This window comes from Kitasatospora sp. NPDC001527 (genome assembly GCF_040298605.1).
GTDB lineage: Bacteria > Actinomycetota > Actinomycetes > Streptomycetales > Streptomycetaceae > Kitasatospora.
In genome coordinates, this window is record NZ_JBEPAM010000009.1 from 135,650 (window position 1) to 157,705 (window position 22,056).

General features: G+C 76.2%; 22 protein-coding genes and 1 riboswitch. Of the genes, 11 read left to right on the forward strand and 11 right to left on the reverse strand.

Annotated features, from left to right (window positions below):
* Positions 1-12 precede the first annotated feature (12 nt).
* From ABT238_RS12470 to ABT238_RS12495, 6 genes are all read right to left on the reverse strand, one after another.
* Positions 13-975 carry an STM4011 family radical SAM protein gene (locus ABT238_RS12470; RefSeq protein ID WP_350756999.1) on the reverse strand — a complete coding sequence of 321 codons (963 nt, stop codon included), beginning with the start codon at positions 973-975 and terminating at the stop codon, positions 13-15.
* An 11-nt stretch (positions 976-986) separates the two neighbouring features.
* A complete protein-coding gene (locus tag ABT238_RS12475) occupies positions 987-2,375 on the reverse strand; it encodes an STM4012 family radical SAM protein (protein WP_350757001.1) in 1,389 nt (462 codons plus the stop codon).
* Positions 2,372-3,214: an STM4013/SEN3800 family hydrolase gene (locus ABT238_RS12480; RefSeq protein WP_350757162.1), complete on the reverse strand. Its 843-nt coding sequence runs from the start codon at positions 3,212-3,214 to the stop codon at positions 2,372-2,374. The genes ABT238_RS12475 and ABT238_RS12480 overlap by 4 nt, the downstream gene beginning before the upstream one ends.
* Positions 3,215-3,291: 77 nt before the next feature.
* Positions 3,292-4,497, reverse strand: coding sequence for an STM4014 family protein (locus ABT238_RS12485; RefSeq protein WP_350562965.1), 1,206 nt, complete (start codon positions 4,495-4,497; stop codon positions 3,292-3,294).
* A 10-nt stretch (positions 4,498-4,507) separates the two neighbouring features.
* Positions 4,508-5,464 (reverse strand): STM4015 family protein, encoded by a 957-nt coding sequence (locus ABT238_RS12490; RefSeq protein WP_502884196.1) that lies wholly within the window; start codon positions 5,462-5,464, stop codon positions 4,508-4,510.
* 69 nt (positions 5,465-5,533) lie between these two features.
* Complete coding sequence (locus ABT238_RS12495) at positions 5,534-6,487, reverse strand: STM4015 family protein (protein WP_350562967.1); 954 nt, start codon at positions 6,485-6,487, stop codon at positions 5,534-5,536.
* A 231-nt stretch (positions 6,488-6,718) separates the two neighbouring features.
* Here ABT238_RS12495 and ABT238_RS12500 point away from each other — a divergent pair, with 231 nt between their 5' ends.
* Both ABT238_RS12500 and ABT238_RS12505 read left to right on the forward strand, forming a co-directional pair.
* Entirely contained in the window at positions 6,719-7,045 is a 327-nt protein-coding gene (locus ABT238_RS12500; RefSeq protein WP_350562969.1) for a DUF8820 family protein, read from the forward strand.
* A 107-nt stretch (positions 7,046-7,152) separates the two neighbouring features.
* A complete protein-coding gene (locus ABT238_RS12505) occupies positions 7,153-8,304 on the forward strand; it encodes a DUF6745 domain-containing protein (protein ID WP_350562971.1) in 1,152 nt (383 codons plus the stop codon).
* A gap of 104 nt (positions 8,305-8,408) precedes the next feature.
* Here ABT238_RS12505 and ABT238_RS12510 read toward each other — a convergent pair whose 3' ends face one another.
* Positions 8,409-8,819, reverse strand: a complete 411-nt coding sequence (locus ABT238_RS12510; RefSeq protein WP_502891425.1) for a Rossmann-fold NAD(P)-binding domain-containing protein — start codon at positions 8,817-8,819, stop codon at positions 8,409-8,411.
* A gap of 1 nt (position 8,820) precedes the next feature.
* Between ABT238_RS12510 and ABT238_RS12515 the strand changes: the two genes are divergently transcribed.
* The 4 genes from ABT238_RS12515 (at position 8,821) to ABT238_RS12530 (ending at position 11,709) form a co-directional block, all read left to right on the forward strand.
* Positions 8,821-8,985 carry a hypothetical protein gene (locus ABT238_RS12515; RefSeq protein WP_502884198.1) on the forward strand — a complete coding sequence of 55 codons (165 nt, stop codon included), beginning with the start codon at positions 8,821-8,823 and terminating at the stop codon, positions 8,983-8,985.
* A gap of 74 nt (positions 8,986-9,059) precedes the next feature.
* Positions 9,060-9,860, forward strand: a complete 801-nt coding sequence (locus ABT238_RS12520; protein ID WP_350562973.1) for a MerR family transcriptional regulator — start codon at positions 9,060-9,062, stop codon at positions 9,858-9,860.
* 50 nt (positions 9,861-9,910) lie between these two features.
* The gene (locus tag ABT238_RS12525; protein WP_350757004.1) at positions 9,911-11,122 is read left to right on the forward strand and encodes a glycosyltransferase; all 1,212 of its coding nucleotides are present in this window, start codon (positions 9,911-9,913) and stop codon (positions 11,120-11,122) included.
* Positions 11,116-11,709: a YciI family protein gene (locus ABT238_RS12530; protein ID WP_350757007.1), complete on the forward strand. Its 594-nt coding sequence runs from the start codon at positions 11,116-11,118 to the stop codon at positions 11,707-11,709. The genes ABT238_RS12525 and ABT238_RS12530 overlap by 7 nt, the downstream gene beginning before the upstream one ends.
* Before the next feature lie 79 nt (positions 11,710-11,788).
* Here ABT238_RS12530 and ABT238_RS12535 read toward each other — a convergent pair whose 3' ends face one another.
* Both ABT238_RS12535 and ABT238_RS12540 read right to left on the reverse strand, forming a co-directional pair.
* Complete coding sequence (locus tag ABT238_RS12535; RefSeq protein ID WP_350562979.1) at positions 11,789-11,995, reverse strand: hypothetical protein; 207 nt, start codon at positions 11,993-11,995, stop codon at positions 11,789-11,791.
* 590 nt (positions 11,996-12,585) lie between these two features.
* Complete coding sequence (locus ABT238_RS12540) at positions 12,586-14,082, reverse strand: bifunctional phosphatase PAP2/diacylglycerol kinase family protein (RefSeq protein WP_350757011.1); 1,497 nt, start codon at positions 14,080-14,082, stop codon at positions 12,586-12,588.
* A 170-nt stretch (positions 14,083-14,252) separates the two neighbouring features.
* Here ABT238_RS12540 and ABT238_RS12545 point away from each other — a divergent pair, with 170 nt between their 5' ends.
* Both ABT238_RS12545 and ABT238_RS12550 read left to right on the forward strand, forming a co-directional pair.
* Positions 14,253-14,945: a lysophospholipid acyltransferase family protein gene (locus ABT238_RS12545; RefSeq protein WP_350562983.1), complete on the forward strand. Its 693-nt coding sequence runs from the start codon at positions 14,253-14,255 to the stop codon at positions 14,943-14,945.
* 135 nt (positions 14,946-15,080) lie between these two features.
* Positions 15,081-15,458: a hypothetical protein gene (locus tag ABT238_RS12550; RefSeq protein ID WP_350562985.1), complete on the forward strand. Its 378-nt coding sequence runs from the start codon at positions 15,081-15,083 to the stop codon at positions 15,456-15,458.
* A 355-nt stretch (positions 15,459-15,813) separates the two neighbouring features.
* On the opposite strand, the gene ABT238_RS12555 is transcribed toward ABT238_RS12550, so the two are convergent.
* Positions 15,814-16,716 carry an Imm49 family immunity protein gene (locus ABT238_RS12555; RefSeq protein ID WP_350562987.1) on the reverse strand — a complete coding sequence of 301 codons (903 nt, stop codon included), beginning with the start codon at positions 16,714-16,716 and terminating at the stop codon, positions 15,814-15,816.
* A 371-nt stretch (positions 16,717-17,087) separates the two neighbouring features.
* Here ABT238_RS12555 and ABT238_RS12560 point away from each other — a divergent pair, with 371 nt between their 5' ends.
* Positions 17,088-17,513, forward strand: coding sequence for a VOC family protein (locus ABT238_RS12560; RefSeq protein ID WP_350757014.1), 426 nt, complete (start codon positions 17,088-17,090; stop codon positions 17,511-17,513).
* A 44-nt stretch (positions 17,514-17,557) separates the two neighbouring features.
* Entirely contained in the window at positions 17,558-18,316 is a 759-nt protein-coding gene (locus tag ABT238_RS12565) for a class I SAM-dependent methyltransferase (protein WP_350562991.1), read from the forward strand.
* Between the two features lie 21 nt (positions 18,317-18,337).
* On the opposite strand, the gene ABT238_RS12570 is transcribed toward ABT238_RS12565, so the two are convergent.
* Complete coding sequence (locus ABT238_RS12570) at positions 18,338-19,939, reverse strand: ABC-F family ATP-binding cassette domain-containing protein (RefSeq protein ID WP_350757017.1); 1,602 nt, start codon at positions 19,937-19,939, stop codon at positions 18,338-18,340.
* Between the two features lie 500 nt (positions 19,940-20,439).
* Here ABT238_RS12570 and ABT238_RS12575 point away from each other — a divergent pair, with 500 nt between their 5' ends.
* Positions 20,440-21,390, forward strand: a complete 951-nt coding sequence (locus tag ABT238_RS12575; RefSeq protein WP_350562995.1) for an ATP-grasp domain-containing protein — start codon at positions 20,440-20,442, stop codon at positions 21,388-21,390.
* Positions 21,391-21,524: 134 nt separating this feature from the next.
* Positions 21,525-21,707: riboswitch (M-box (ykoK) riboswitch) on the forward strand.
* Positions 21,708-22,056 lie beyond the last annotated feature (349 nt).

Here is a 22,056-nt window from a genome sequence, read left to right on the forward strand (position 1 = left end):
GGGCGGGCCGCGTCACCAGGTGTGCGGGATCCGTTCCAGGACGCCGCCCGCGAAGACGTCGTACAGCGGCAGGGTCTCCAGGTGGACATAGCCGATGTGGCAGTCGCAGACCGGCAGCGGGCAGGGGCGCGGGGCGAGCCGGGCGCGGTAGGAGCCGTCGTAGAGGTTGCCGAGCTCCTCGCGGACGAAGTGGCAGCGGCGGACCGTGCCGTCGCCGTCGACCGACAGCACGGACTCGCCGGTGCGGCACGGGCGGCCGGCGCTGGGGTGGGCGTTCCGGCTGAAGCCGAAGTGCGGGTCGAGGGCGGTCCAGTCGGCGGCCTCGGCGTCGGTGTAGGTGTACCCCTCGGCGGCGTTCACCCAGAGGTAGACCGCCGGCGACAGCTCGGCGCGCAGCCGTCGGGCCGCCGCCAGGTGCTCCGGCTGCCCGACCACCCCGATGCTGTACCGCGCACCGAGGGCGTCGAGTTCGCGGCACTTGGCGAGGAAGCGGTCCCGGTCGACCTGGCCGGGGTGGTAGGTGACCCAGAGCGCGAGGGTGGTGAGGTCCGCCTCGGCCAGCCAGGCGGTGCGGCAGCTGAGGTTGGTCTGGACGGCGACCCGCCGGACGTGCGGCAGCCGGCTCAACTCGACCATGGCGCGCCGGTACCAGGACCGCACCAGCCCCTCGCCCCAGGGGGTGAACAGCACCGAGACGGTGTCGCCGGTGCCGGCGCGTCCGGCCACCCAGCCGGTGAACCGCTCCAGCGCGGCCCGGTCGGCACGCAGTTGCCCGGGCGTGTCGCGCCGCTTGGCGAACGGGCAGTACGGGCAGTCGTAGTCGCAGGAGGCCAGCGGGCCCCGGTAGAGGATGCCGAGGTCGAGGGGGCGCCCCGCCGGGCCGTCGGCGGGCGGGCCTTCAGCGGGACCCGGAAGGCCGGTGGCCGGGCGACCGGTGGCCGGGAGGCCGTTGACGGCCGGGCCGGGGGCGGGCATGCCGAGGAAGGTCACTTGGCCTCGTATTCGGCCATCAGCGCGCGCACCTCGGGCGAGAACAGCGTCGGCCCGACGGCGTCCGAGTGCGCGAGGCCCTCGGGGGACAGCCGAAGGGCGTCACCGGTGCCCTCCGCGAGCCAGCCGCGGGCCGCGAACTCCGCCAGTTCGGCGGGGAAGTCCTCGGCCGGGGTGCTGCCGAAGCGGGCCCGGTACTCGGCGGGCGCCAGCCCCTCCGCCTGGAGCAGCGACTGCACGAGGTGCCGGCGCCGCGCCTCGGCCGGGGTCATCGCCCGGCCGACCACGGCGCGGTCGAAGGTCTCGGTGGCCACGTAGTCGTCGATGATGCGGCGCACCTCGGTGGCGTCCACCGCGTAGTCGAAGGAGTAGTGCAGCCGCGAGGTGTAGGACCGGGCGCCGCAGCCGAGGCCGACCATGCCGTCGGTCTGGCAGGCGTACTCGCTCACCCCGGCCTGCGGCGCGGCCGCCCGGCGGAACATCCGCATCGACACCTGCTGGTAGCCGTGGGCGAGCAGGTGGTCGCGGCCGGCCCGGTAGAGCGCGAGCCGGCGGGCGTCCCACTGGGCCGGGCTCTCCGCCTCCCCGCGCCGGGCCAGTCCGGTCAGCGGGCGCACGTAGAGCGGGTAGAGGTACAGCTCCTCGGGCTGCCAGGCCAGCGCGGCGTCCAGAGAGTGGAGCCAACTGGCCTCGGTCTGGCCGTCGATGCCGTAGATGAGGTCGATGTTGAGGACCGGGATTCCGGCGTCGCGGATCCGGCCCAGCGCGGCCTCGACGTCGGCGCGCTTCTGCGGGCGGACCGCGGAGCGGGCCTCCGCGTCCACGAAGGACTGCACGCCCAGGCTCAGCCGGGTGGTGCCCCGCTCGGCGAGCACCGCGAGGCGGTCGGCCGTCGCGGTCGCGGGGGAGGCCTCCACCGACAGCGGGACCGCCCGCAGGTCGGCGCCCATCCGGTGCTCGGCGATGTCGCAGAGCCGCTCCAGCTCGGCGGCGCTCAGATAGGTGGGGGTGCCGCCGCCGAAGGCGGCGAGCGCGAACCGGGCGCCCTCGTCCAGCGCCGCGCGCACGGCGACCGCCTGCCGGTCGAGGGCGTCCAGGTAGGCGGTGGTCAGGCCGTCCGGACCGCCGATCCGGGTGAACAGGTTGCAGAAGCCGCAGCGGACCTCGCAGAACGGGATGTGCAGGTAGAGGGAGAGCGCGTGCTGCGGCTCGCCCGCCCACAGCTCGCGCAGCGGCGGTCGGTCGGGCAGCTCGCGGTAGGCCGTCTTGTGGGGGTAGGCGTAGACGTACGACTGGTACGGGGGCGCGTACGGCAGCTCGGTCACCGGGACGGGCACGGCCGCGGGGGACGTGCCGGGCGCCGGCCGGGCGGGGGCGGTGGTCATGCGGACTCCTCGGCGGGCGTGGCGGACGGCGGCGTGCTCGCGGGGAGCGTGAAGTGGGCGTACGGCACCGTCCAGACCACCTCGTGGCCGATCCGGTGGCCGGTGTAGCCGTCCTCCCCGTAGGCCGTGCCGTGGTCCGAGCAGACGATCGCGAAGCACGGACGGCGGGCGCTCATCGCCGTGAACAGCCGGCCGATGTGGGCGTCCACGTACTCCAGGGCGGCGGCGTGGCTGGCCCGGCTGTCCCCGTGCTCGCGCGTCGCGCCGGGCAGGTGGAACCAGTTCGGCTGGTGCAGCGCCGGGACGTTGACGAAGAGGAAGAGCGGCTGCCCGGCGGGCTGCTCGGCGGCGACCCGCTCCGCGCAGGCGACCTGCTCCTCGAAGGAGGTGGGCGAGGGGACGCCCATCCGCGGTGACCAGTGGCTCTCCTGGAAGAGGCCGGGCAGCACCGAGCCGAGCGGGCCCTGCTTGTTGAAGAAGCCGACGCCGCCGATGCAGACCGTGCGGTAGCCGGCGGCGGCGAGCGCGCCCGGCAGGTCCGGGGCGTCGAACACCCAGGTGCGCGGTGCGGTGCTCTCCGAACCGGCGAACCGGGCGGCGAACAGGCGCGGGTGCGGTCCGTCGGGCGAGGCCGGGGTCGGCAGGAAGCCGGCCAGGATCGCCTGGTGGGCGGCGTAGGTGAAGCTGCCGGGGGAGTGCCGGCGCTCCCAGCGTCCGCCGGGGAGGTGGGCGGCCAGGTGGGGGGTCCGGCCGGCGGCGGCCAGCTCCTCGGCGACGTCGAAGCGCAGGGTGTCGAGGGTGACGAGCAGCAGGTCGTGGCTGCCCACCACGGCGTTCATGTCGGGGGACTCGGCCGCGGGGGCCGTCCCGGCGGAGCCGGTGGGGTCCGCGGAGGTGTGGGCGTCGGGCTGGTGGTTCATCGGGGCTGTTCCGTACGTGGGTGGGTCGTCGGTTCCGGGGTGGCGGCGGCGGCGGTGGCGCCGAGCGCGGCGAGCTGGGCGGCGTAGGTGTCGAGGCCCTCGGCGGGCCCGCCGGGCAGGCCGGTGAGGCCGGGCAGCAGGTCGCCGAAGGCGTTGACCTCGCCGACCACCGCCCGCCGCCAGGCGGCGGTCGGCAGCACGTCGACGCCGACCATCGGGGAGTTCGGGAAGCAGGCGGCCGCCCGCTCCGCCGTCTCCAGCACGTCCGGCCAGGCCGCTCCGGCGGCCTCCCGGGCCAGCTCCAGGCTGCCCCGGGCGCCGCCGAGGTGGAGGTTGGTCATCGGCTGGGCGCTGGTGCGGACCACCGCGTGGGTGGCCCGTCCGGCGACCACGACGACCCGCAGGTCGGCCGAGCGGCCCGCCTGGGAGGCCTTCGGCACCCACTGCTCGACGTGCAGGCCGTCCGGGGCGAGCCGGTCGACCAGGTCCGCGACCAGCCGCTCCTCCTGGTAGCGCCGGACCCGCAGCGAGTTGTACAGCCGGCCGTCGGCGAGCTCCACCGAGGTGGTGGCGCGCATCTGGCCGCGCGGCCCGAACTCCAGTGCCACCACGCCCGACGCGGAGGAGCCGTGCGGCGGTTTGAGGAAGACCCGGCGCATCCCGGCGGCGTCCAGCCGGGCGCGGAGGTCCTCCCAGCCCGCGACCGAGGCCCCGCCGAGGGCGCGCGGCACCGGTACACCAGCGCGTGAAAGCAGCGCGTGCGCCTGCCGCTTGTCGAACATCACGGCGATCTCCTCCGGGTCCCCGAGCAGCCGCGTCCCGGGGGCCCGGGCCAGCGCGCGCAGCGCGGCCGTCACCCCGGCGTACCAGGCGGCTCCGCCCTCGACCCTGGTCGGCGCGTACCGCGCGCCGAGCGCCGGTCCGCGCAGCAGCGCGTCCACGGCCTCCTCCTCGCCGGGCGACTCGATCCGCAGCACGGTGCCCCCGGGCAGCCGGTACGTGCCGCGCAGCAGGTCGAGCCAGGGCAGGACGGCGGGCTCGGGCAGCCCGGCGGCCCGGGCGGCGGCCGCGAACAGCGTCACCCGGCGGTGGCCGGGGTTGCCGAGCACGGTCAGCCGCCCGTCCGGCGGGAGCCGGTGCTCCGGCCGGGCCGGACGGGGTGCCCGGGCCCGGTCGGAGCTCTGGGGGGTCGTCGTCAGCATCGGTGTCCGCCTACTCGGCCACCGCGACGTAGCGCCACTCGTCCTCGTCGTCCTCCTCGGCATCGGAGAGGTCGACGTCCACGCCCGGCAGCGCCTGGCGCACCCGCTCCTGCATGGCGTCGGTGAGGTAGTGGTGGTGCAGGTCGAGGGACTTGAGGTGGGTGAGCGGCTGGCCGTCCAGCAGTGCGGCCGCGCCCTCGTCACTCAGCACACCCATCGCCAGGCTCAGCGACTCCAGCCGCGGCACCACCGGGGCGTGCGCCACGGCGGCGGCGATCTCGTCCTGGAACTCGCTGTTCTCCAGCCCGAGGTGGCGCAGCGACGGCAGCCGGGTGCCGGCCAGGATCGGCGCGATGTCGTCGATGGTCGCGTCGCCGCCGTACTCGTCGACGCCGAACCACAGCTCCAGGCGCTCCAGCGCGGGCAGTTCGCTCGCCGCGACCGCCCGCACCACGTCGTCCGGAAGGCCACCGGACTCGAACCGCAGGGTGGTCAGCCGCCCGTGCTGCACCGGGTTGAGCACGAGCCCGTTGCCGCCGCGCACCACCAGGTCGGTGAGCTGCGGGAACGCCTTCAGCACCGGGGTGACGTCCGACATCTCCAGCCAGGAGATCTCGCAGTCCTCGGAGGTCACGTCGGCGATGTACAGCGCCTCCAGGGCGGGGAAGCGGTCGGCGTCGGCGACGATCCGGTCGAGCGTCTCGCGCACCGGCACGTAGTCCCGCACCCACCAGGGGCCGATCAGCAGGGCGCGGACGGCGGCGGGGTCGACCGCGGCGAGGAAGGCCGACCACAGCTCGTCGAAGCCCTGCTTCGAACCGTAGCCGACGGACAGCCGCCAGGCGGCGGTGTCCGCCGCCGGCAGTTCGTCGGTCAGCCCGCGCCGATCGTGCAGACCGGGCTCGCGGAGCGAGAGGTTGACGACCGGCAGGTGGAGGAAGTGGTCGCCGAGCTTGGTGATGAACACGGGTGCCCCTTGGCTGGCATGGCTGGCTGGTACTGGAGCGGGTGGTGGACGAGCGGGCCGACGCGTGGGCTACTCGGCCACGGCGACGTACTGCCACTGGTCGTCGGGCTTGCCGGGCTCGGAGAGGTCGATCGCCACCCCGGGCAGGGACTCGCGCAGCCGCTGCTGCACGGCATCGGTGAGGTAGTGGTGGTGCAGGTCGAGGGACTTGAGGTGGGTGAGCGGCTGTCCCTCCAGCAGCGCCGTCGCGCCCTGGTCGGTGAAGACGCCCATCGACAGGTTCAGCGACTCCAGCCGCGGCACCACCGGGGCGTGCGCGAGGGCGGCGGCGATCTCGTCCTGGAACTCGCTGTTCTGCAGACCGAGGTGGCGCAGCGCGGGGAAGCGCGCGCCGTCCAGGAAGGGCTCCAGGTCGGCCAGGACGGTGGTGCCGCCGTAGTTCTCCACCCCGAGCCAGAACTCCAGCCGCTCCAGCGCGGGCAGCTCGCTCGCCGCGACGGCCCGCGGCACCGCGCCGGGCAGGCCGCCCGACTCGAACCGCAGCGCCCGCAGGTGCTCGTGCCGCACCGGCTGGAGCATGGTGGTCCCGCCCTCCTCCGGTTCGTCGCAGCCGCCGCGCACGACCAGCTCGGTGAGCTGCGGGAAGGCCGTCAGCACCGGCGTCACGTCGGTCATGTCGATCCAGGAGATCTCGTTCTCCTCGTACGTGATGTCGCCGATGAACAGGCCGCGCAGGGCGGGCAGCCGCCCGGCCGCGCCGAGGATCGCGGCCAGCGGCTCGGCGAAGCTCTCCGGGCCGTCCTGCGACCACTCGCCGACCACCACGGCGGTCACCCGGGAGACGTCCACGCGGTCCAGGAACTGCTGCCAGCGCGTGATCCAGTTCTGATCGGCCTCGAACTCGACGGCGATCTTCCAGGCCGCGGCGGCCGGCTCGGGCAGCTCGGCGCCCTCGTCGACGGCCGTGACGAAGTCGAAGACGGGAAGGCCGTGGAACGCCTCGATGTGGTTGTTGACCGTCATGCGCTGCTCCTCGGAGGGGTCGGTGCGGGCCGAACAAGTGTCTACCAGCCCGGACCGACAATCCGGTGCCCGGGGCGTCGCCCGGGCGCGTTGCACGCGTCTCCCGGCCCGCCTCACCGGACCCGACCGGCGCGGCCGCCGCCCGGGGCACCGGGCACCGTTGTCAGACCCCTGTCCTATGGTCCGGGGCGTGGGAATCCGATGCGTCGTCGAGTCGGCGAGGGAGAACTGATGTTCCGTCAGGGAGATGTGCTGATGGTGCCGGTGGAGGAGTCCGCGGTGCCGGTGCGGGTGGGGTCGCTGGCCGCGCAGCCCAGGGACGCGCGGGGCCGGCTGGTGCTGGCGCTGGGCGAGGTCACCGGCCACGCGCACGCGGTGGTCGGTCCGGGGGAGCTGCGGCGCGAGTCCGGCCCGTTCGGCACCGCCTGGCTGCACCTGCCGGAGGGCGGCCGGGTGGTGCACGAGGAGCACGCGGCGATCCCGCTGCCCAAGGGCTGGTACCAGGTGGTCCGCCAGCGCGAGTACGTGCCGGGCGCGGTGCGCGTGGTCGCGGACTGACGGACGGCGGCGCGCCGGAGCGCGCGGACCGTGAACGGGGATCGGGGCGGGCGCGCGGCGCCCGCGGCACGGCCGGGCGGGGTGCCCGGGCGGGAACGGAGAGTGTGATGGTGACTGGACAGACGGCACCGGCCCCCGCGGCGGGCGGGCCCGCCGAGGCGACCGCCCGCTGGCGGGCGGCGGCGGCCGCGACCGGCCCGGCCGACCGGGCCGGCGTCGAGCGGGCGGTGCGGGCCGCGTACCGCGCGGTGGGCCTGGCCGAACCGGCCGAGGTCCGGTGGTTCGGCTCGCCGCTGGCGGCCGCGGAGGCGGCGCTGGAGCTGCGCGCGGCGGGCGCCGTGACGGTGCGCGAGGCGGTCCGGACGCTGCCGTGGGACGCGGTCCGCCGACAGGCGGTCGAGCGGACCGGCGCGGCGGGCTGGGCGCCGCTCTGGGCGCTGACCGGCGGCGAGCTCGGCCCGGTGACCAACACGCTCGCCGACCGGATCCGCGGCGCCGTCCTCGACCGGCTGGCGCCGGAGCCGGACACCGAGAACGACGAGGACGACGTGGTGGAGGCCGCCCGGGAGCGCCGGGTCGTCACCCGCCTCGCGCTGCTCGACGCCGTCCGCGGCCAGTTCGACGCGCCCTGGTTCGCCGCCTTCGAGGCGGCCGGGGTGCTGGGGGCGGCGCCGGACGTGCCGGACGCGCAGGCCGTGTCCGGCGGGCCCGAGGGTGCGGCGATCGCCGCGCTGGCGCAGGTCGCGCGCGGCGCCGGCTGGTGGTGGCCGTACGCGGACGTGGTGCTGGTCAGCGAGCGCCCGGTGGCGCTGCACCGCGACGAGGCGGGCCGGCTCGACCGCGCCGACGGCCCGGCCCTGGCCTACTCCGACGGCTTCGCCCTGCACGCCTGGCGGGGCATGCCGGTGCCTGCCGACTTCCTCGCCGGGCTCGGCGCCGTGACCGTCGAGCGGATCCGTACCGAGGAGAACGCCGAGCTGCGCCGCGTCCTGCTGGAGCACTACGGCTACGAGCGGTACCTGGCCGACTCCGGCGCCGTCCCGGTGCACCAGGACGAGACGGGTGTGCTCTGGCGGATCGAGTTGCCCCTTGACGAGCCGGTGGTGATGGTCGAGGTGGTCAACTCGACCGCCGAGCCCGACGGCACCTTCCGCACCTACTGGCTGCGGGTGCCGCCCAGCACCCTCACCGCCCGCGCGGGGGTGGCCTGGACCTTCGGCATAACCGAGGCGGAGTACCACCCGCAGCGCGAGACCTGAGCGGGTGGTGCTCCGCCGGACGGCCGGTCCCGGGCGGCGGCGCGGCCCGGGAGGCGTCGGGCCGGACGCGCCGGACCGTGTCGGGCCGTGCCGTGCCGGGCCGGTCACCGGAAGGCGGCGGCGTTCCGGCGGGCCCACGCGGCGAACGGCGTGGCCGCTCGGCCCAGCAGGTGCTCGACGTCCGGGCTGACCTGCCGTTCGGCGGCGGTCGGTTCGCCCAGGATGTCGAGCGTGCCGTCCGCGACGCTCTCCGGCATGACCGTCAGCAGGTGGCCGCGGGCCGCCTCGCGGCTCAGCTCGACGAAGCCCACCGGTTCGCCGAGCGCGGCCCCGAGCGCCTCGGCCTGCTCGCGCGGCGACACCGGCGCCGGTCCGGTCAGCACGTACGTCCGGCCGGCGTGCGCGGAGGCCCGCGGCCCGGCGGCCGCGCCACCGCGCAGGACGGCGGCGGCCACCTCGGCGAGGTCCTGCGGGTCCACCGTCGGCAGGGCGACGTCGCCGAACGGCGCGGCCACCGTGCGCCGGGAGCGCACCGGCTCGGCCCAGGCGAAGGCGTTCGAGTGGAAGCCGCTCGGCCGCAGCCTCGCCCCGCTGTTCGCCGGGCTGGCCGAGTGGTCCGCCGCCAACCTGGAACGCGTCGAGCGGGCCCGCCGGGCGTACGACGGCACCACCGCCCCTTGACCCTCACCCCGCGTCAGGGCGCACCGTGGAGGGCGTACACGGAACGCTGACGGACGGTACGGGGTGGGGGCGGCATGAGCTGGTCGGTCGGGCAGGTCTCGGGATTCGCCGGGGTCACCGTGCGGACACTGCACCACTACGACCGTACGGGCCTGCTCTCGCCCAGCGAGCGCAGCCCGGCCGGCTACCGCCTCTACGGCGAGGGCGACCTGGCCCGGCTCCAGCAGATCCTCTTCTACCGGGAGCTGGGCTTCACCCTCGATGAGATCGCCAGCATCCTGGCCGATCCGCAGGCCGACGCGCTCGACCGGCTGCGGGCCCGCCGCCAGGCGCTCACCGAGCAGATCGCCCGGCTGCAGAAGCTCGTCGAGGTGGCCGAGCGGGCGATCGAGGTCCGGCGCACCGGCGTCGAGCTGACCCCGCAGGAGCGGTTCGAGGTCTTCGGTGACGTGGTCTTCGACCTCAGCTACGCCACCGACGCCCACCTCAAGTGGGGCGACCGGGAGAGCCACCGGCAGGCGCTCGCCCGGGCCGCGGCCCACACCAAGGAGGACTGGCGGCGGCTGATGGCCGAGGCCGCCGACTGGCGCGCCCGGCTGCTCGCCGCCTTCGACGCCGGCGCGGCCCCCGACAGCGGGCCCGTCCTCGACCTGGCCGAGGAGCACCGCCGGCACATCGGCCGCTGGTTCACGCCCTGCCCGCCCGAGATGCACCGCAGGATCGCCGACGACTACGAGGCGGACGCCCGCGCCTTCGCCCTGGTGGTCCCGCCGGGCGAGCAGCGCCCCGGCCTGGCGCCGTACCTGCGGGCCGCCATCGCGGCCAACGCCCGACGCCTCCGCGCCCCGGGCCGGCCCGACGCACCCGGGGCCTGAGCCGCCCGCGCCCCGTGTCGCGCACCCGTACCCCCTGCCAAGGACACCCCATGGACATCCTGCTCACCGCCGCCGGTTCGTACGGCGACGTCGCCCCCTACACCGGCCTGGGCGCCCGGCTCCGCGCCGAGGGACACGCCGTGGCGCTGGCCGCGCCGGAGTCCTTCGGTCCGCTGGTCACCGCCGCCGGCCTGGAGTTCCGCCCGCTGCCCGTCGACCCGCGCGCGCCCGCCGACGGGCGCTCCTCGCTGCTCGCCAAGGCCGCCGCCTTCGTCGACCGGCTCGGCGACGGCCTCGCCGACGCCGCCGCCCCCGGCGCCGACCTGCTGCTGTTCTCCGCCACCACCGCCCCGCTCGGCCGGCACCTCGCCGAGGCGATGGGCGTCCCCGGCCTGGACGTCCCCCTGCAACCGGTCGCCCCCACCCGGGAGTTCCCGCCGGTCGTGGGTGGCGTACGGTCGCTCGGCGGCTGGGGCAACCGGGCGGCCGGCGCCCTCGCCCGGCACGCCGTGGACCGGCTGCACGCGGACGCGGCTCGCCGCCTGCGGGCCCGTCTCGGGCTGCCCGCGCGCCCCCGGCGCGCCCAGCGGCGGCTCCGCGAGCGAGCGGGCGCGCCCGCCCTGCACGGCTTCAGCCCCGTCCTGCTGCCCCGCCCGGCCGACTGGCCCGAGGAGCTTGCGGTGGTCGGCAACTGGTGGCCCCACGAACCGGCCGGGGGCGGCCTGCCCGCCGAGGTGGAGGACTTCCTCCAGGCCGGCCCGCCGCCGGTGTTCGTCGGCTTCGGCAGCATGGCCGCGGGGGAGGGCGAGCGGCTGGGCGACCTGGTCGCACGCGCCCTGCGCCGGGCCGGCGTCCGGGGCGTGCTGCAGTCCGGCTGGGCCGGCCTCACCGCCGGAGGCGACGACCTCCTGACCGTCGGTGAGCTCCCGCACGCCCTGCTCCTGCCGCGCACCGCCGCCGTGGTCCACCACAGCGGCGCGGGCACGGCGGCCGCCGGCCTGCGCGCGGGCGTGCCGGCGGTCCCCGTCCCGGTCCTCGCGGACCAGCCGTTCTGGGCCGCCCGCCTGGCACGCACCGGCGCCGCCACCGCCCCCGTCCCGTTCGCCGAACTCTCCGCCGACCGCCTGGCCGGCGCGCTCCGCGAGGTCCTGCGGGAACCGGCGTACCGGGCCCGTGCCCGCGCCGCGGCCGGGGCGATGGCGCGCGAGGACGGCGCGGCCCGGGTCGCCGAGGCCGTCGCGGAATTCGGGTCGACGTGCTGACCCCCGGGCGGCACCCTGCCGGGACGGAGTTCTTCACCTACCACCGGGACCGTGCGCACTCCGAGGCGCTGCGCCGCGAGCTGCGGGAGGAGCACTGGTCCTACATGGACGGGTTCGCCGCGGAGATGATCGCCCGCGGCCCCACCCTCGCCGACGCCGACGGCACCCGCACCGATGGCACGCCCACCGGCAGCGTCCACATCCTCGACCTTCCCGACCCCGAGGCCGCCCGGGCCTTCGCCTTCGACGAGCCCTGCTACCAGGCGGGCGTCTACCGGGACGTCCTGCTGCGGCGCTGGCGCAACCTCCTGGGCCGCACCATGGCCGAGTTCCCCGGAGGACGCACCGGCGGCCACCGCTACCTGGTGCTCGGCCTCGGCACCGGCAGCCCCGCCGACCTGACACCCCCGCCCGAGCGCGAGGAGCTGATCGCCTACGGCCCGCTCCTCTCCGACGACGGCAGCGCCTGGCTGGGCACCGCCGCCCTGCTCCGCGCCCCCGGCCCGGACGCCGCCCGCGCCGTCCTCACCGCGGACCGCTACGCCGCCGTCGAGGTCCACCGCCGGCAGTTCGGCGGACGCGGGTAGCCCCGTCCCTTTCCGGAACGCGGCATCGCCCGCGCCTGGGACGGGCGCGGGCGATGCGGATTCGACGGGGCGGGTGGGGTCAGTGGACGTCGATGCCGTCGAACGAGCCGATGATGGCGTCGCCGCCCACGTTGGTGATCTCGCCGCCGGCGAGCTGGTTGCCGGTGCCGATAACGGTGATGGTCGTGGTGTTGACCGTCACCTCGTCGGCGAAGGCCTGGGTGGGCAGGGAAACGGCGCCGACGGCGGCGATGAGGACGGCGAACGTGCGGACGGTGCGGTACATGATGGTTATCCCTTCGTGGACCAACAGTGCTTCGAACTCTAGGGACCGACACTGCGTCAGGCATAGGAATGTCACCCGAACGGGTTGATGCACGTGTCGCCCGGCTCGATCGTTCGTTGGACGTCAGATGGGCTCCCGTTCTCCCGCCCACCACCGGGCCCGGGTCCCCAGTCCTCGCCGCCCCCGTCCGTCGACACCCGTGGCGGCGCCGCCGTCGGCCGGCTGCGCCGACGTTCGTCGTACGGGCGGGTGGGGAGCAGCAGCAGGCCACCGGGCTGAGATCGGTACCCGTGACCCGGTGGCCGCGCGCGGCGAGCCCGATCCCCTGGGTGCCGATGCCGCAGGCACGGTCGAGGACCTCCGTCGGCGCGTCGCCGAGCCGGTCCCGCAGGAGCGCGCCGAGATCCGAGCCCTGCCGGGCCACGCTCGCCTCCCAGCCGGCCCGCACCGGGTGCTAATCGGCGGCCAGTCGGTCGGAGAAGCGGCCGACACCGCGGGCCGACACCACGGGCCGGTCGGGTCGGTGGGCTCGTCGATGCGGTCACGCCACCGAGGCCGGTCGCGCCCGTCCCGGGAGCTTCCGGGGCCGTTCAGGCCGGCTCGGGCCGGTAGACGGTCAGTGCTCGCGGCGCCTTGGCGAGGCGGAGCGCGCCGGAGGCGGGCACCGACTCGCCGTCGACGGCGATCCGTTCGGCGTCGCCGAGGGCTTCCAGGTCGAGGGCCCGGAGCCGGGCGGAGTGGTAGACCCGGGAGCGGGCGAGCGTGCCGGACAGGAACGCGGCGGCGAGCCGGGTCCGGGCGAGCGGCTGCCCGCCGTCGACCACCCGGACGTCCAGCAGGCCGTCGGCGAGCCCGGTCCGGTGGGTCGGGGCGAAGCCGGGAGGGTCGTAGGCGCCGTTGCCCGCGAACAGCAGCCAGAGCCGGCGGTCGCGCCCGCCCACCCGGACGGTGACGGGTTCGGCGGTCGCCAGCATCCGGGCGGTGGCCACCGCCAGCGCCGGCCACTTGCCGAGCCGGTTCTCGAACGCCTCGCGCATCCGGACCAGTTCGGGGTAGACGCCCAGGCTGAAGGTGTTCAGGAAGACCCGGCGCTCGGTGTCGTCGGCGGCCACCCCGAGGTCCACCCCGCACGCCCGGCCGGCCGTCACGGCCTCCGCCGTCGACTCCATTCCGTGGATGCCGAGGTCGAGCGCGAAGTGGTTGAGGGTGCCACCGGGGAAGACCGCGAGCGGCAGGTTCCGCTCGACGGCCAGGCCGGCGGCCAGGTTGACGCTGCCGTCGCCCCCGCAGACCCCGAGCGCGCCGCCGGCCGCCGCGGCCCGGTCGGCGGCCTCGGTGAGCAGGGCCTGCAGGTCGTCCTCGGGCCCGCAGAGCCGGACGTCCGCCCGGGGGAGCAGGGCGCGCAGCGCGTCGGCCGTGTCCTCGGGGCCGTCGGAGGTCAGCGCGCCGCTGCCGGACCCGGAGTTGACCACCACCGACAGGCCCGCCCCCTCGGGAAGCGCCGGGGCGGGGCGGCGCGGCGGCCCGGCGGCCGGCCGCAGGTGGGAGGCGCGGGGCCACCAGCGGAGCGTGAGCACCGCGAGTGCCGAGCCCAGTGCGAAGCCCGCCAGGACGTCGCCCGGGTGGTGCGCGCCCGTGTACACCCGCGAGACGCCGACGGCCAGCGCGGCCGGTGCCACCAGGGCCGCCGCGGCCGGGGACTCGATGGCCACGGCGGTGGCGAAGGCGGCGGCCGAGGCGGAGTGGCCGGAGGGGAAGGAGGTGGTGACCGGCTGGCGCAGCAACCTCCGGACCTGCGGCACCGGGTCCAGCGGCGGGCGCGGACGACGGGTGAGCTGCTTGGCCGCGATGTTGGCGGCCGAGGAGGCGAGGAGCAGCGAACTCACCCCGCGCAGCGCCGCCCGCCGCCCAGGCCGTCCGCCGACGGCGCCGAGAACGGCGGCCGTGCCGAGCCAGAGCATCCCGTGGTCGGCCGCGTGACTCAGCCGGCGCAGCCAGCGGCCGGTCAGCGATCCCGTGCCGAAGGGACGGTGGGCCGCCGCGATCTGATGGAACAGCGCCCGGTCGATGACATCCAATCGCCTCATTCGTACGAGCCTAGACGCCGCCGGCGCGCGGCGCGCGGTGAGCGGCCGGCGGGACCGGGGCCCTCCCCAGGAACGGCTGAGTACGGGTACTCAGGCGCCACCGGCCGGGCTCCGCGCAGACTGGCGGACAGGACCCGCTCCCGCCGTCACCGAGGATCCACTTCACCGCCATGCTGAGCCGCGCCTCCGCCCTCCTGCTGCCCGCCGTCGGCCGCCTGCGCATCACCGCCGACGCATCCGACACCGCCGACACCACTGACACCGCCGCCGCCGGCTGCCCCGCGCCGGGCAGCATCGTCGCGGCCAACCACACCTCGCTCGCCGACCCCGCCGTCGTGCTCGCCGCCCTGCACCGGCTCGGCGCCCGGCCGGTCGTCCTGGCCGCCGCCGGGCTGTGGCGGATCCCGGTGCTCGGAACGGTGCTGCGCCGGGAGGGGCACATCGCCGTCCGCCGGGGCACCGCGCGGGCGGCGGAGTCGCTGGACGCGGCGGCCGCGGCACTGGCGGCCGGGCGGATCGTGCTGATCTACGGCGAGGGCGGGCTGCCGCGCCGCCGCGACTCCGGGGAACTGCCGCCCGGACCGTTCCGCAGCGGCCTGGCCCGCCTGGCGCGGGCCACCGGCGCACCGGTCGTCCCGCTCGGCCAGGCCGGGTCCCGCCGGCTCAGCTCCGGCGGCCCGCTCAAGCAGCTCGCCGGCCTGGCCACCGCCCCCGTCCGCCGCCCCACCCTGCACGTTCACCTCGGCACCCCGCTGCACCTCCCCACCGACACCGCCGAGGCCACCGCCCGCGCCCATCACGCCGTCACCGCCGCCTGGACGGTCGCCGCCCACCGCGCCGACCGGGACCTCCGGCCGACCTGAAACGGCTCGCCGGCCACCCGAACCGGATGTGCGGAAGCGCGTCCTGCCGGACCCGTGACCGCGCCCCGGCCGCTCCCGCCGACCGCGGCGCGAAAGACGTGGACCGTCCGGCCGAGGGCGTGGTCCACTGCGCGCATGAGCTTGGTGGTAGACGTGTTCACCGTTGACGAGAACGGTGGGTCCCGCTTCCTCGACGTTCCCGAAGGGTCGTCTGATCTTGCCGGCTTCGAGAGCTGGCGCACCACGGTCTGGGGATCGGAGGCCGTCCGCTCGCTCGGCGCACGCTTCTTCCCCCGGTTGGCTGGAGGCGGGCTCCGCGTTCTGCCGGACGACGTTCCGGAGTTCATCGAGGAAGTCCTCCTGCTCCTGAACAACATCGAGTCCATTGCCGCTCACAGGGACTCACCCAAGCCCGTCGCCCAGCGCGCCGGCGAGATCGCCGATCGGCTGGACAACGTCCTCGACGCCGCCCGCCGGGCGTTGCGGATCCGCGGCGGAGTCCAGATCTGGTAGCCGACGCGCACGGATTCTGCGGCGCAGCCGAACGCCTACCGTGACCGACCACTCCGGCAGGCGGTCCGGAAGGCCGCCCGCCGAGCACTCGACGCGATTCGCGGCCGGGAGCACGGCCACCCGGCGGGCAGAAGCGGACCTGGCCGGCGAGGCCTTCGCCCGGGTGCGCGCCGCCGGCGGCACCCGGTGACCGACCGTGCGTGGCCTCGCCGGAGCAGGACGTCGGACGGGCCGACTTCCTGCTCCGCGCACCGTCCGAGCGCCTGACTCCCTGGCCAGGGCGCACTCACCGTTCACCGCGACCCGTATCCCACCGCCCCCGCGGGCTGCCGTGTCGTGGCTCCTACGGGCCTGATCACCGGGGGAGAGGCCGGCCGGATCCTTCGGGACCGGTGACCAGGCTGTGAGGCAGGTAGTCGCTCTCCACACCCGGCGTCCAGGACTGGGCCCGGTAGGCGAGCGCGGCCAGGGCGAGCGGCAGGAGTGCCAGGAGAGTGCTCGTTCGGGACCCGGGGCCGGGCGTCGCGCTGTGCTGGAGCAGGAGTGCGGCGAGTCGGGAGTCGAAGGCTTCGCGGTCGCCCGCGACCGTGGCACGCAGGGCTTGGAGAGCGACGGTATGGGGGTGGCCGGGCAGGCGGTCGCCGCCCGTGGCCCGTCGGGTCCGGATGCGGGTGAGCGCGGCATCGAGGGCGGCGAGCTGCTCCTGGACGCTCGGCGGGTGGCTCGCGGTGCGGTCGTCGACGATGTAGCCGCTCGCCTGGCTCAGCAGACCCCGGGCGAGTTCGGCCGAGGGGTCGCCGGCCGCGTCGTCGCCGACAGTGCGGGTGAAGTCGAAGGACTCGCCGAACTCGTCCACCTGCCCTGCGAGGATGACGAGGCAGAACGCCTCGGTCCAGGCCGCCGGGTCGACCGGAGAGGCGGTCTCGTTCTCGTCGAGCTCGTGGATGGTCCCGAAGTTGACGTAGTCGATGCCGACGGAGAACCGCTCGTACCCCGCGTATGCCGCGCACTTCACCGCTCCGCCGGCGGCCAGGGCGGCGTTTCGCAGGATCGTCCGCGCTTCCGGGGTGTCGAGAGCCGGTGTCCCGGCCGACAGCGCGCCCAGGTAGTCGAGGAACACCTCGGCGGTCTCCCGCCACTCGCGGCTGCCCGCGGCGTGCGTCCGCATGATCCGGATCTGTGTGGACAGCCTGTCCTCGAACTCCGCACGTACTGCCGAGACCACCGACACCGGCAGCTGATGACGCTCGATCCGCACTGCTCCACTCCTTGCCCGCCGACGCAGCCACCACCCTAGGCGTTGAGTCCGACACCGCCTGCGGCGAACGCCTCGTCACCTGAACCGGGCCGGATCCGCGCCTTCGGGCCGGCCGCCGGGTAGGGGGCCCATCGGTGACCGACGACAACGCGGCGTAGGGGTACCTCCCGGCCGAAGGCTGGGGCCGCGCGTGCCCTGGCGCCGCACGCCCGGCGGGAATTGCCAGACACGCCTCAGCCCTTGACTCGCGCGGCAGAAAGGCCCGGCCGCCACCGGGCCTCGGTCCGGCGGCGACGAGGGGATCGTGTGCCTGCCGCGGCGGGAGGACGGCGGCCGGCCCGGGTGTCGGTGGGGTGGTCTACGGTCGCGGCATGAATGACGAACACGACGCTGCGACAGGGCTGTTCACGGCGGTGGGCCGCACGGTGGTGCTGGTCGAGGACGCCGAGGCGGCGCTCGCCTTCTACCGGGACGGTCTCGGCTTCACCGTGCTCTTCGACGGGGACCTCGGCGGCTACCGGCTGCTGCACGTCGGTCCGGCGGGTGGTCCGGCGGGCGGGGCGGGGACGGGGCTGTGGCTGATGCCGGCCGAGTCCGCGCAGGCGCGGGCGGCGGTGGGGTGTCAGACGGGCGGCATGCCGCTGCTGGTGCTCCACACGGACGACCTCGACCGGGTGGCGGCCCGGCTGGCGCGGCTCGGGGTGGCCACCCGGCCCGGTGTGCCGGACGGCGGGCCGGGCCGCTCGCTGCACTTCCGCGACCTCTACGGCAACGAGCTGATCGCCGCGCAGCTGTAGAACCGGCTGGCCGCCACGGAGGCGGCCGGGGCAGGATGGGCGGCATGGAGCGCACGTTCGAGGAGCTGGTGGACGAGGCGGCCGAGGCCCCGGTGGACGGCTGGGGCTTCTCCTGGCTGGACGGCCGGGCCACCGAGGAGCGCCCGTCCTGGGGCTACCAGCGGCTGCTGGGGGAGCGGCTGGCGCACGCCTCGGCGGCGCTGGACGTGCAGACCGGCGGCGGGGAGGTGCTCGCCGGCGTGGCGGACCGCTTCCCCCGGACGATGGCGGCCACCGAGTCGTGGCCGCCGAACGCGGCCAGGGCGGCCGCCCTGCTCCACCCGCTCGGCGCGGTCGTGGTGGCGGGGCCGGACACGCCCCCGCTGCCCTTCGCCGACGACGCCTTCGACCTGGTGACCAGCCGTCACCCGGTGAGCGTCTGGTGGCCGGAGATCGCCCGCGTGCTGCGCCCGGGCGGCAGTTACCTGGCCCAGCACATCGGTCCGGCCTCGGTGTTCGAGCTGGTCGAGTTCTTCCTGGGGCCGCAGCCGCGGGCACGCCGGGCCCGGCGGCCGGAGGACGACGCGGACGCCGCCCGGGCCGCCGGGCTGGAGGTGCTCGACCTGCGCTCCGAGCGGCTGCGGGTCGAGTTCCGGGACATCGGCGCGGTGGTCTGGTTCCTGCGCAAGGTGATCTGGATGGTCCCGGGCTTCACCGTCGAGGCCCACGGGGAGCGGCTGCGCGAGCTGGACGCCCTGATCCGGGCGGAGGGGCCGTTCGTCGCCCGCTCCGCCCGGTTCCTCATCGAGGCCCGCAAGCCCTGACGCCGCCCCGGGGCGGGGACGTCAGCCCGCGGCGACCAGGTCGAGGTAGTCCTCGCTCCACAGGTCCTCGTCCCCGCCGGGCAGCAGCAGGACCCGGTCCGGCCGCAGCGCCTCCACCGCCCCGGGGTCGTGGGTGACCAGCACGATCGCTCCCGGGTAGCCGCCCACCGCCGCCAGCACCTCGGCCCGCGAGGCCGGGTCGAGGTTGTTGGTGGGCTCGTCGAGCAGCAGCACATTGGCGCCCGAGTGGACCAGCCCGGCCAGCGCGAGCCTGGTCTTCTCGCCGCCGGACAGCACCCCGGCCGGCTTGTCGGCGTCGTCGCCCCGGAACAGGAACGCGCCGAGCACGTGCCGCAGGTCGCCGTCGGTGAGCCCCGGCGCGGCCGAGGCGAGGTTCTCCCGGACGCTGCGCTCCGGGTCGAGGGTGTCGTGCTCCTGGGCGAAGTAGCCGAGCCGCAGCCCGGGCCCGGGCACGACCCGCCCGCCGTCCGGGGCCTCGCGGCCGGCCAGCAGGCGCAGCAGGGTCGTCTTGCCCGCCCCGTTGGGGCCGAGCACGACGAGCCGGCTGCCGCGGTCGACGGCGAGGTCGAGCCCGTCGAGCACGGCGCGCCCGCCGTACGCCTTGGTGAGGCCGACCGCGCCGAGCGGCATCCGGCCGCAGGGGGCCGGTTCGGGCAGCCGGATCCGGGCGGTGCGCTCGGCCCGGCGGACGGGTTCGAGCGAGGAGAGCATCCGGTCGGCCCGGCGGGCCATCGAGCGGGCGGTCACGGCGGTCGCGACGTTGGCCCGCATCCGGTCGGCCCGGGCGTGCAGGGCGGCGGCCTTGCGCTCGGCGTTGGCCCGCTCGCGGGCGCGCCGGCGCTCGTCGGCCGCGCGCTGCGCCAGGTACTCGGCCCAGCCGGTGTTGTGGACGTCGACGGTGGCGCGCTGCGGGTCGAGGTGGAACACCCGGTTGACGGTGTCGGCGAGCAGCGGCACGTCGTGGCTGATCAGCACCAGGCCGCCCGGGTGGCCGGCCAGGTAGCCGCGCAGCCACGCGACGGCGTCCGCGTCGAGGTGGTTGGTGGGCTCGTCGAGCAGCAGGGTGCCGTGGTCGGCGAAGAGGATCCGGGCCAGCTCGACCCGGCGGCGCTGGCCGCCGGAGAGCGCGCCGAGCGGGCTGTCCAGCACCCCGTCGGGCAGGCCGAGGCCGGCCGCGACCCGGGCGGCCTCGGCCTCCGCGGGGTAGCCGCCGCGGGACTGGAACTCGGCCTCGGCCCGGCTGTAGGCGGCCATCGCGCGGCGCTGCGCGCGTTCGTCGGCGGCGGTGGCCATGGCGCTCTCGGCGGCGCGCAGCTCCCGGACGGCGGTGTCCAGGCCGCGCGCGGACAGGATCCGCGCGGTGACGGTCACGGCGGGGTCGGCGGCACGGGAGTCCTGCGCCAGGTAGCCGACCGGGCCGGTCCGGGTGACGGTACCGGCGGCGGGGCGCAGCCGGCCGGCGAGCGTGGCGAGCAGGGTGGTCTTGCAGGCACCGTTGCGGCCGACCAGGCCGATGCGGTCGCCGGGGGCGATGTGGAGAGTGAGGTCGGACAGCAGCAGGCGGGCGGCGACGCGCACGTCGACACCACGGGTGGTGATCAAGGGGATGACGCTCCGTAACAGCGAACGGACACACGGGTGGCGTGGAGGTGGGTCCGTCAGCTAGGAGATGCGGGGCGTCGACATGGCGCCGAGGGTAGCCCGCGGTGCCCGGTGGGCGCATCCGGTTTTTGCGGCGCGGCCGTGGGCGGTGCGGCAGGCCCGCCCGAGGAGGCCGGCGGGGCCGGTCGTCGTACCAGGCCGGCCGCCGGAGGCGGTGATCGGGTCACCCACCGCTGTGGCACGTGGCGGTGGCGTTCGGGGTCAGGTCGATGGGGACGGCGAGGACGTCGGCCGCGGCCGCAACGGCGGCCGCGAGGCCGGTTCGGATACGCGTGTCTCTCCCGGGGTGGTGACGGAACGTCGTCCTTCGAGCACACCTCCCGGGGGCGGCCGGAGGCAATGCCGTCCACTCGATCGGGGTGGTGGCCCGTGCCCCGTCCGGAGCCTCGAATTCCCGGAAGCCCTTGCGTGGGCATGTCCGCGACATGTTCGATGGCTCCATGGGGCGCAGCGAGCTCGTTCTGATGACCGATCACAGCTCGACCGAAGGCAGCCGGGAGGCGCTCGCCACCGCCGTGCGCCGGCTCACCGGGCGGGCGCCGGTGCTGCTCGACGCGCGGCACTTCATGAGCGGCGGACCGCACGGGCCGGCGGGCGGCGGCCGGCTGCGCGGCACCGGCGACGGCCTCGCCCTGGAGGTCCCCGCCGAAGGCCTCGCGCCGACCGCCCGGGCGGTGATCCTCTACGAGATACCGCCGCACCGGCGCACGGAACTCGCCGACCTCCAGCGGGCCCTGCGCGAGCACGGCGTCCGCTCGCTGGGCACCGCCCACGACGGCTGGCGCACGGCCAGCGACAAGCGGCTCGCCGTCGAGCGCTTCGCCCGCGCGGGCGTCCGCCAGATGCCCACCGTCACGCTCTCCCGGCCCACCGCCGCCGAGGCCGTCGCGGTGTTCGAGCGGCTCGGCGGCGACGTCTGGGCCCGCCCGGCCGTCGGCATGAGCGGGCAGGACGTGTTCCACGTCACCACCCGTGCCCAGCTCGCCGAGGCGGCCGAGTGCTACGCGCGGGCCGGCACCGACTGGCTGCTCGCCCAGGACGCCCGCAACTTCACCGCGGACGGCCGCCGCCACCAGTACCGGGTGACCGTGCTCGGCGGGCGGCCGCTGCGGGCCGTCGAACACGTGCAGGACGACCCGGACGAGCCCTGCAACCTCGCCCGGGGCGCCGTCTCCACCCCGCTCCCGCTGGAGGAGCTGCCCGCCGGCCTGGCGGAGCTCGCGGTGGCCGCCACCGGGGCGGTCGGGCTGCCGTTCGCCGCCGTCGACCTCGCGGCGCAGAGCGGCGGCGTGGTCTTCGAGGTCAACGTCCACCCGGCGTTCGGCTCGCCCGGCGCGCTGGAGGCGGTCGCCGTGCCGTACGTGGCGGCCCACCTCGCGCCGTCCGGCTGACCGGCCGCCCGCGCGCCGACACGTGACGAAGTGTCAGGCGGGGGAGCGCCGGGCCGCTCCCCCCGATGGCGGTTCGTGGCCCTCCCCCCGGTCGAAGAAACCCTCCGGCGGGTACTAGACTCGTGGAGGTTGTGAAGGCACCTCGTTCGGTGAGGCGTCGCCACGGACACAGGCCACTGACCCCACGACGTCGAGAGACGCCCAGGGTCAGGACAGGTCTCCCCGGCCTAAGGGGTGACCCCAAGTGGCTGCGGCCCGGAAATACCGGGGCGCTACGCCGTGGCGTGCCAAAGCTCTGACGAGATCAGGGGTGCCCACCCGCCGTCGTGGCGCCCGCGTGTGCCCGCCCGGCGGTGTGGAGCCTCCTGGTGGCCCGGAAACGGCGACCCGCACGGGCGTCCCGACGGCGAGGAGGTGAGAGCAGTGGAGTGCAGTAGTAGTCCGGGTCGAAGTAGGACCCGGGCCAGGACGTCCCCCACCCTTCCCGGCACCCGGCGCCCCTCCTCCCGTACGGCTCCCGACCCCCGCCGCCGCACCGCCCGCCGCTGACCCCGGCGCGGACGCGCGCGGCCCGGTCGCCGTGCGCGGTGGAGGACGGCCGGGCGCCTCCCGCCCGCCCCGCACCCCGCGAGCCACGCTCCCGGGTGCGGCGGCCCCCGAACCGCG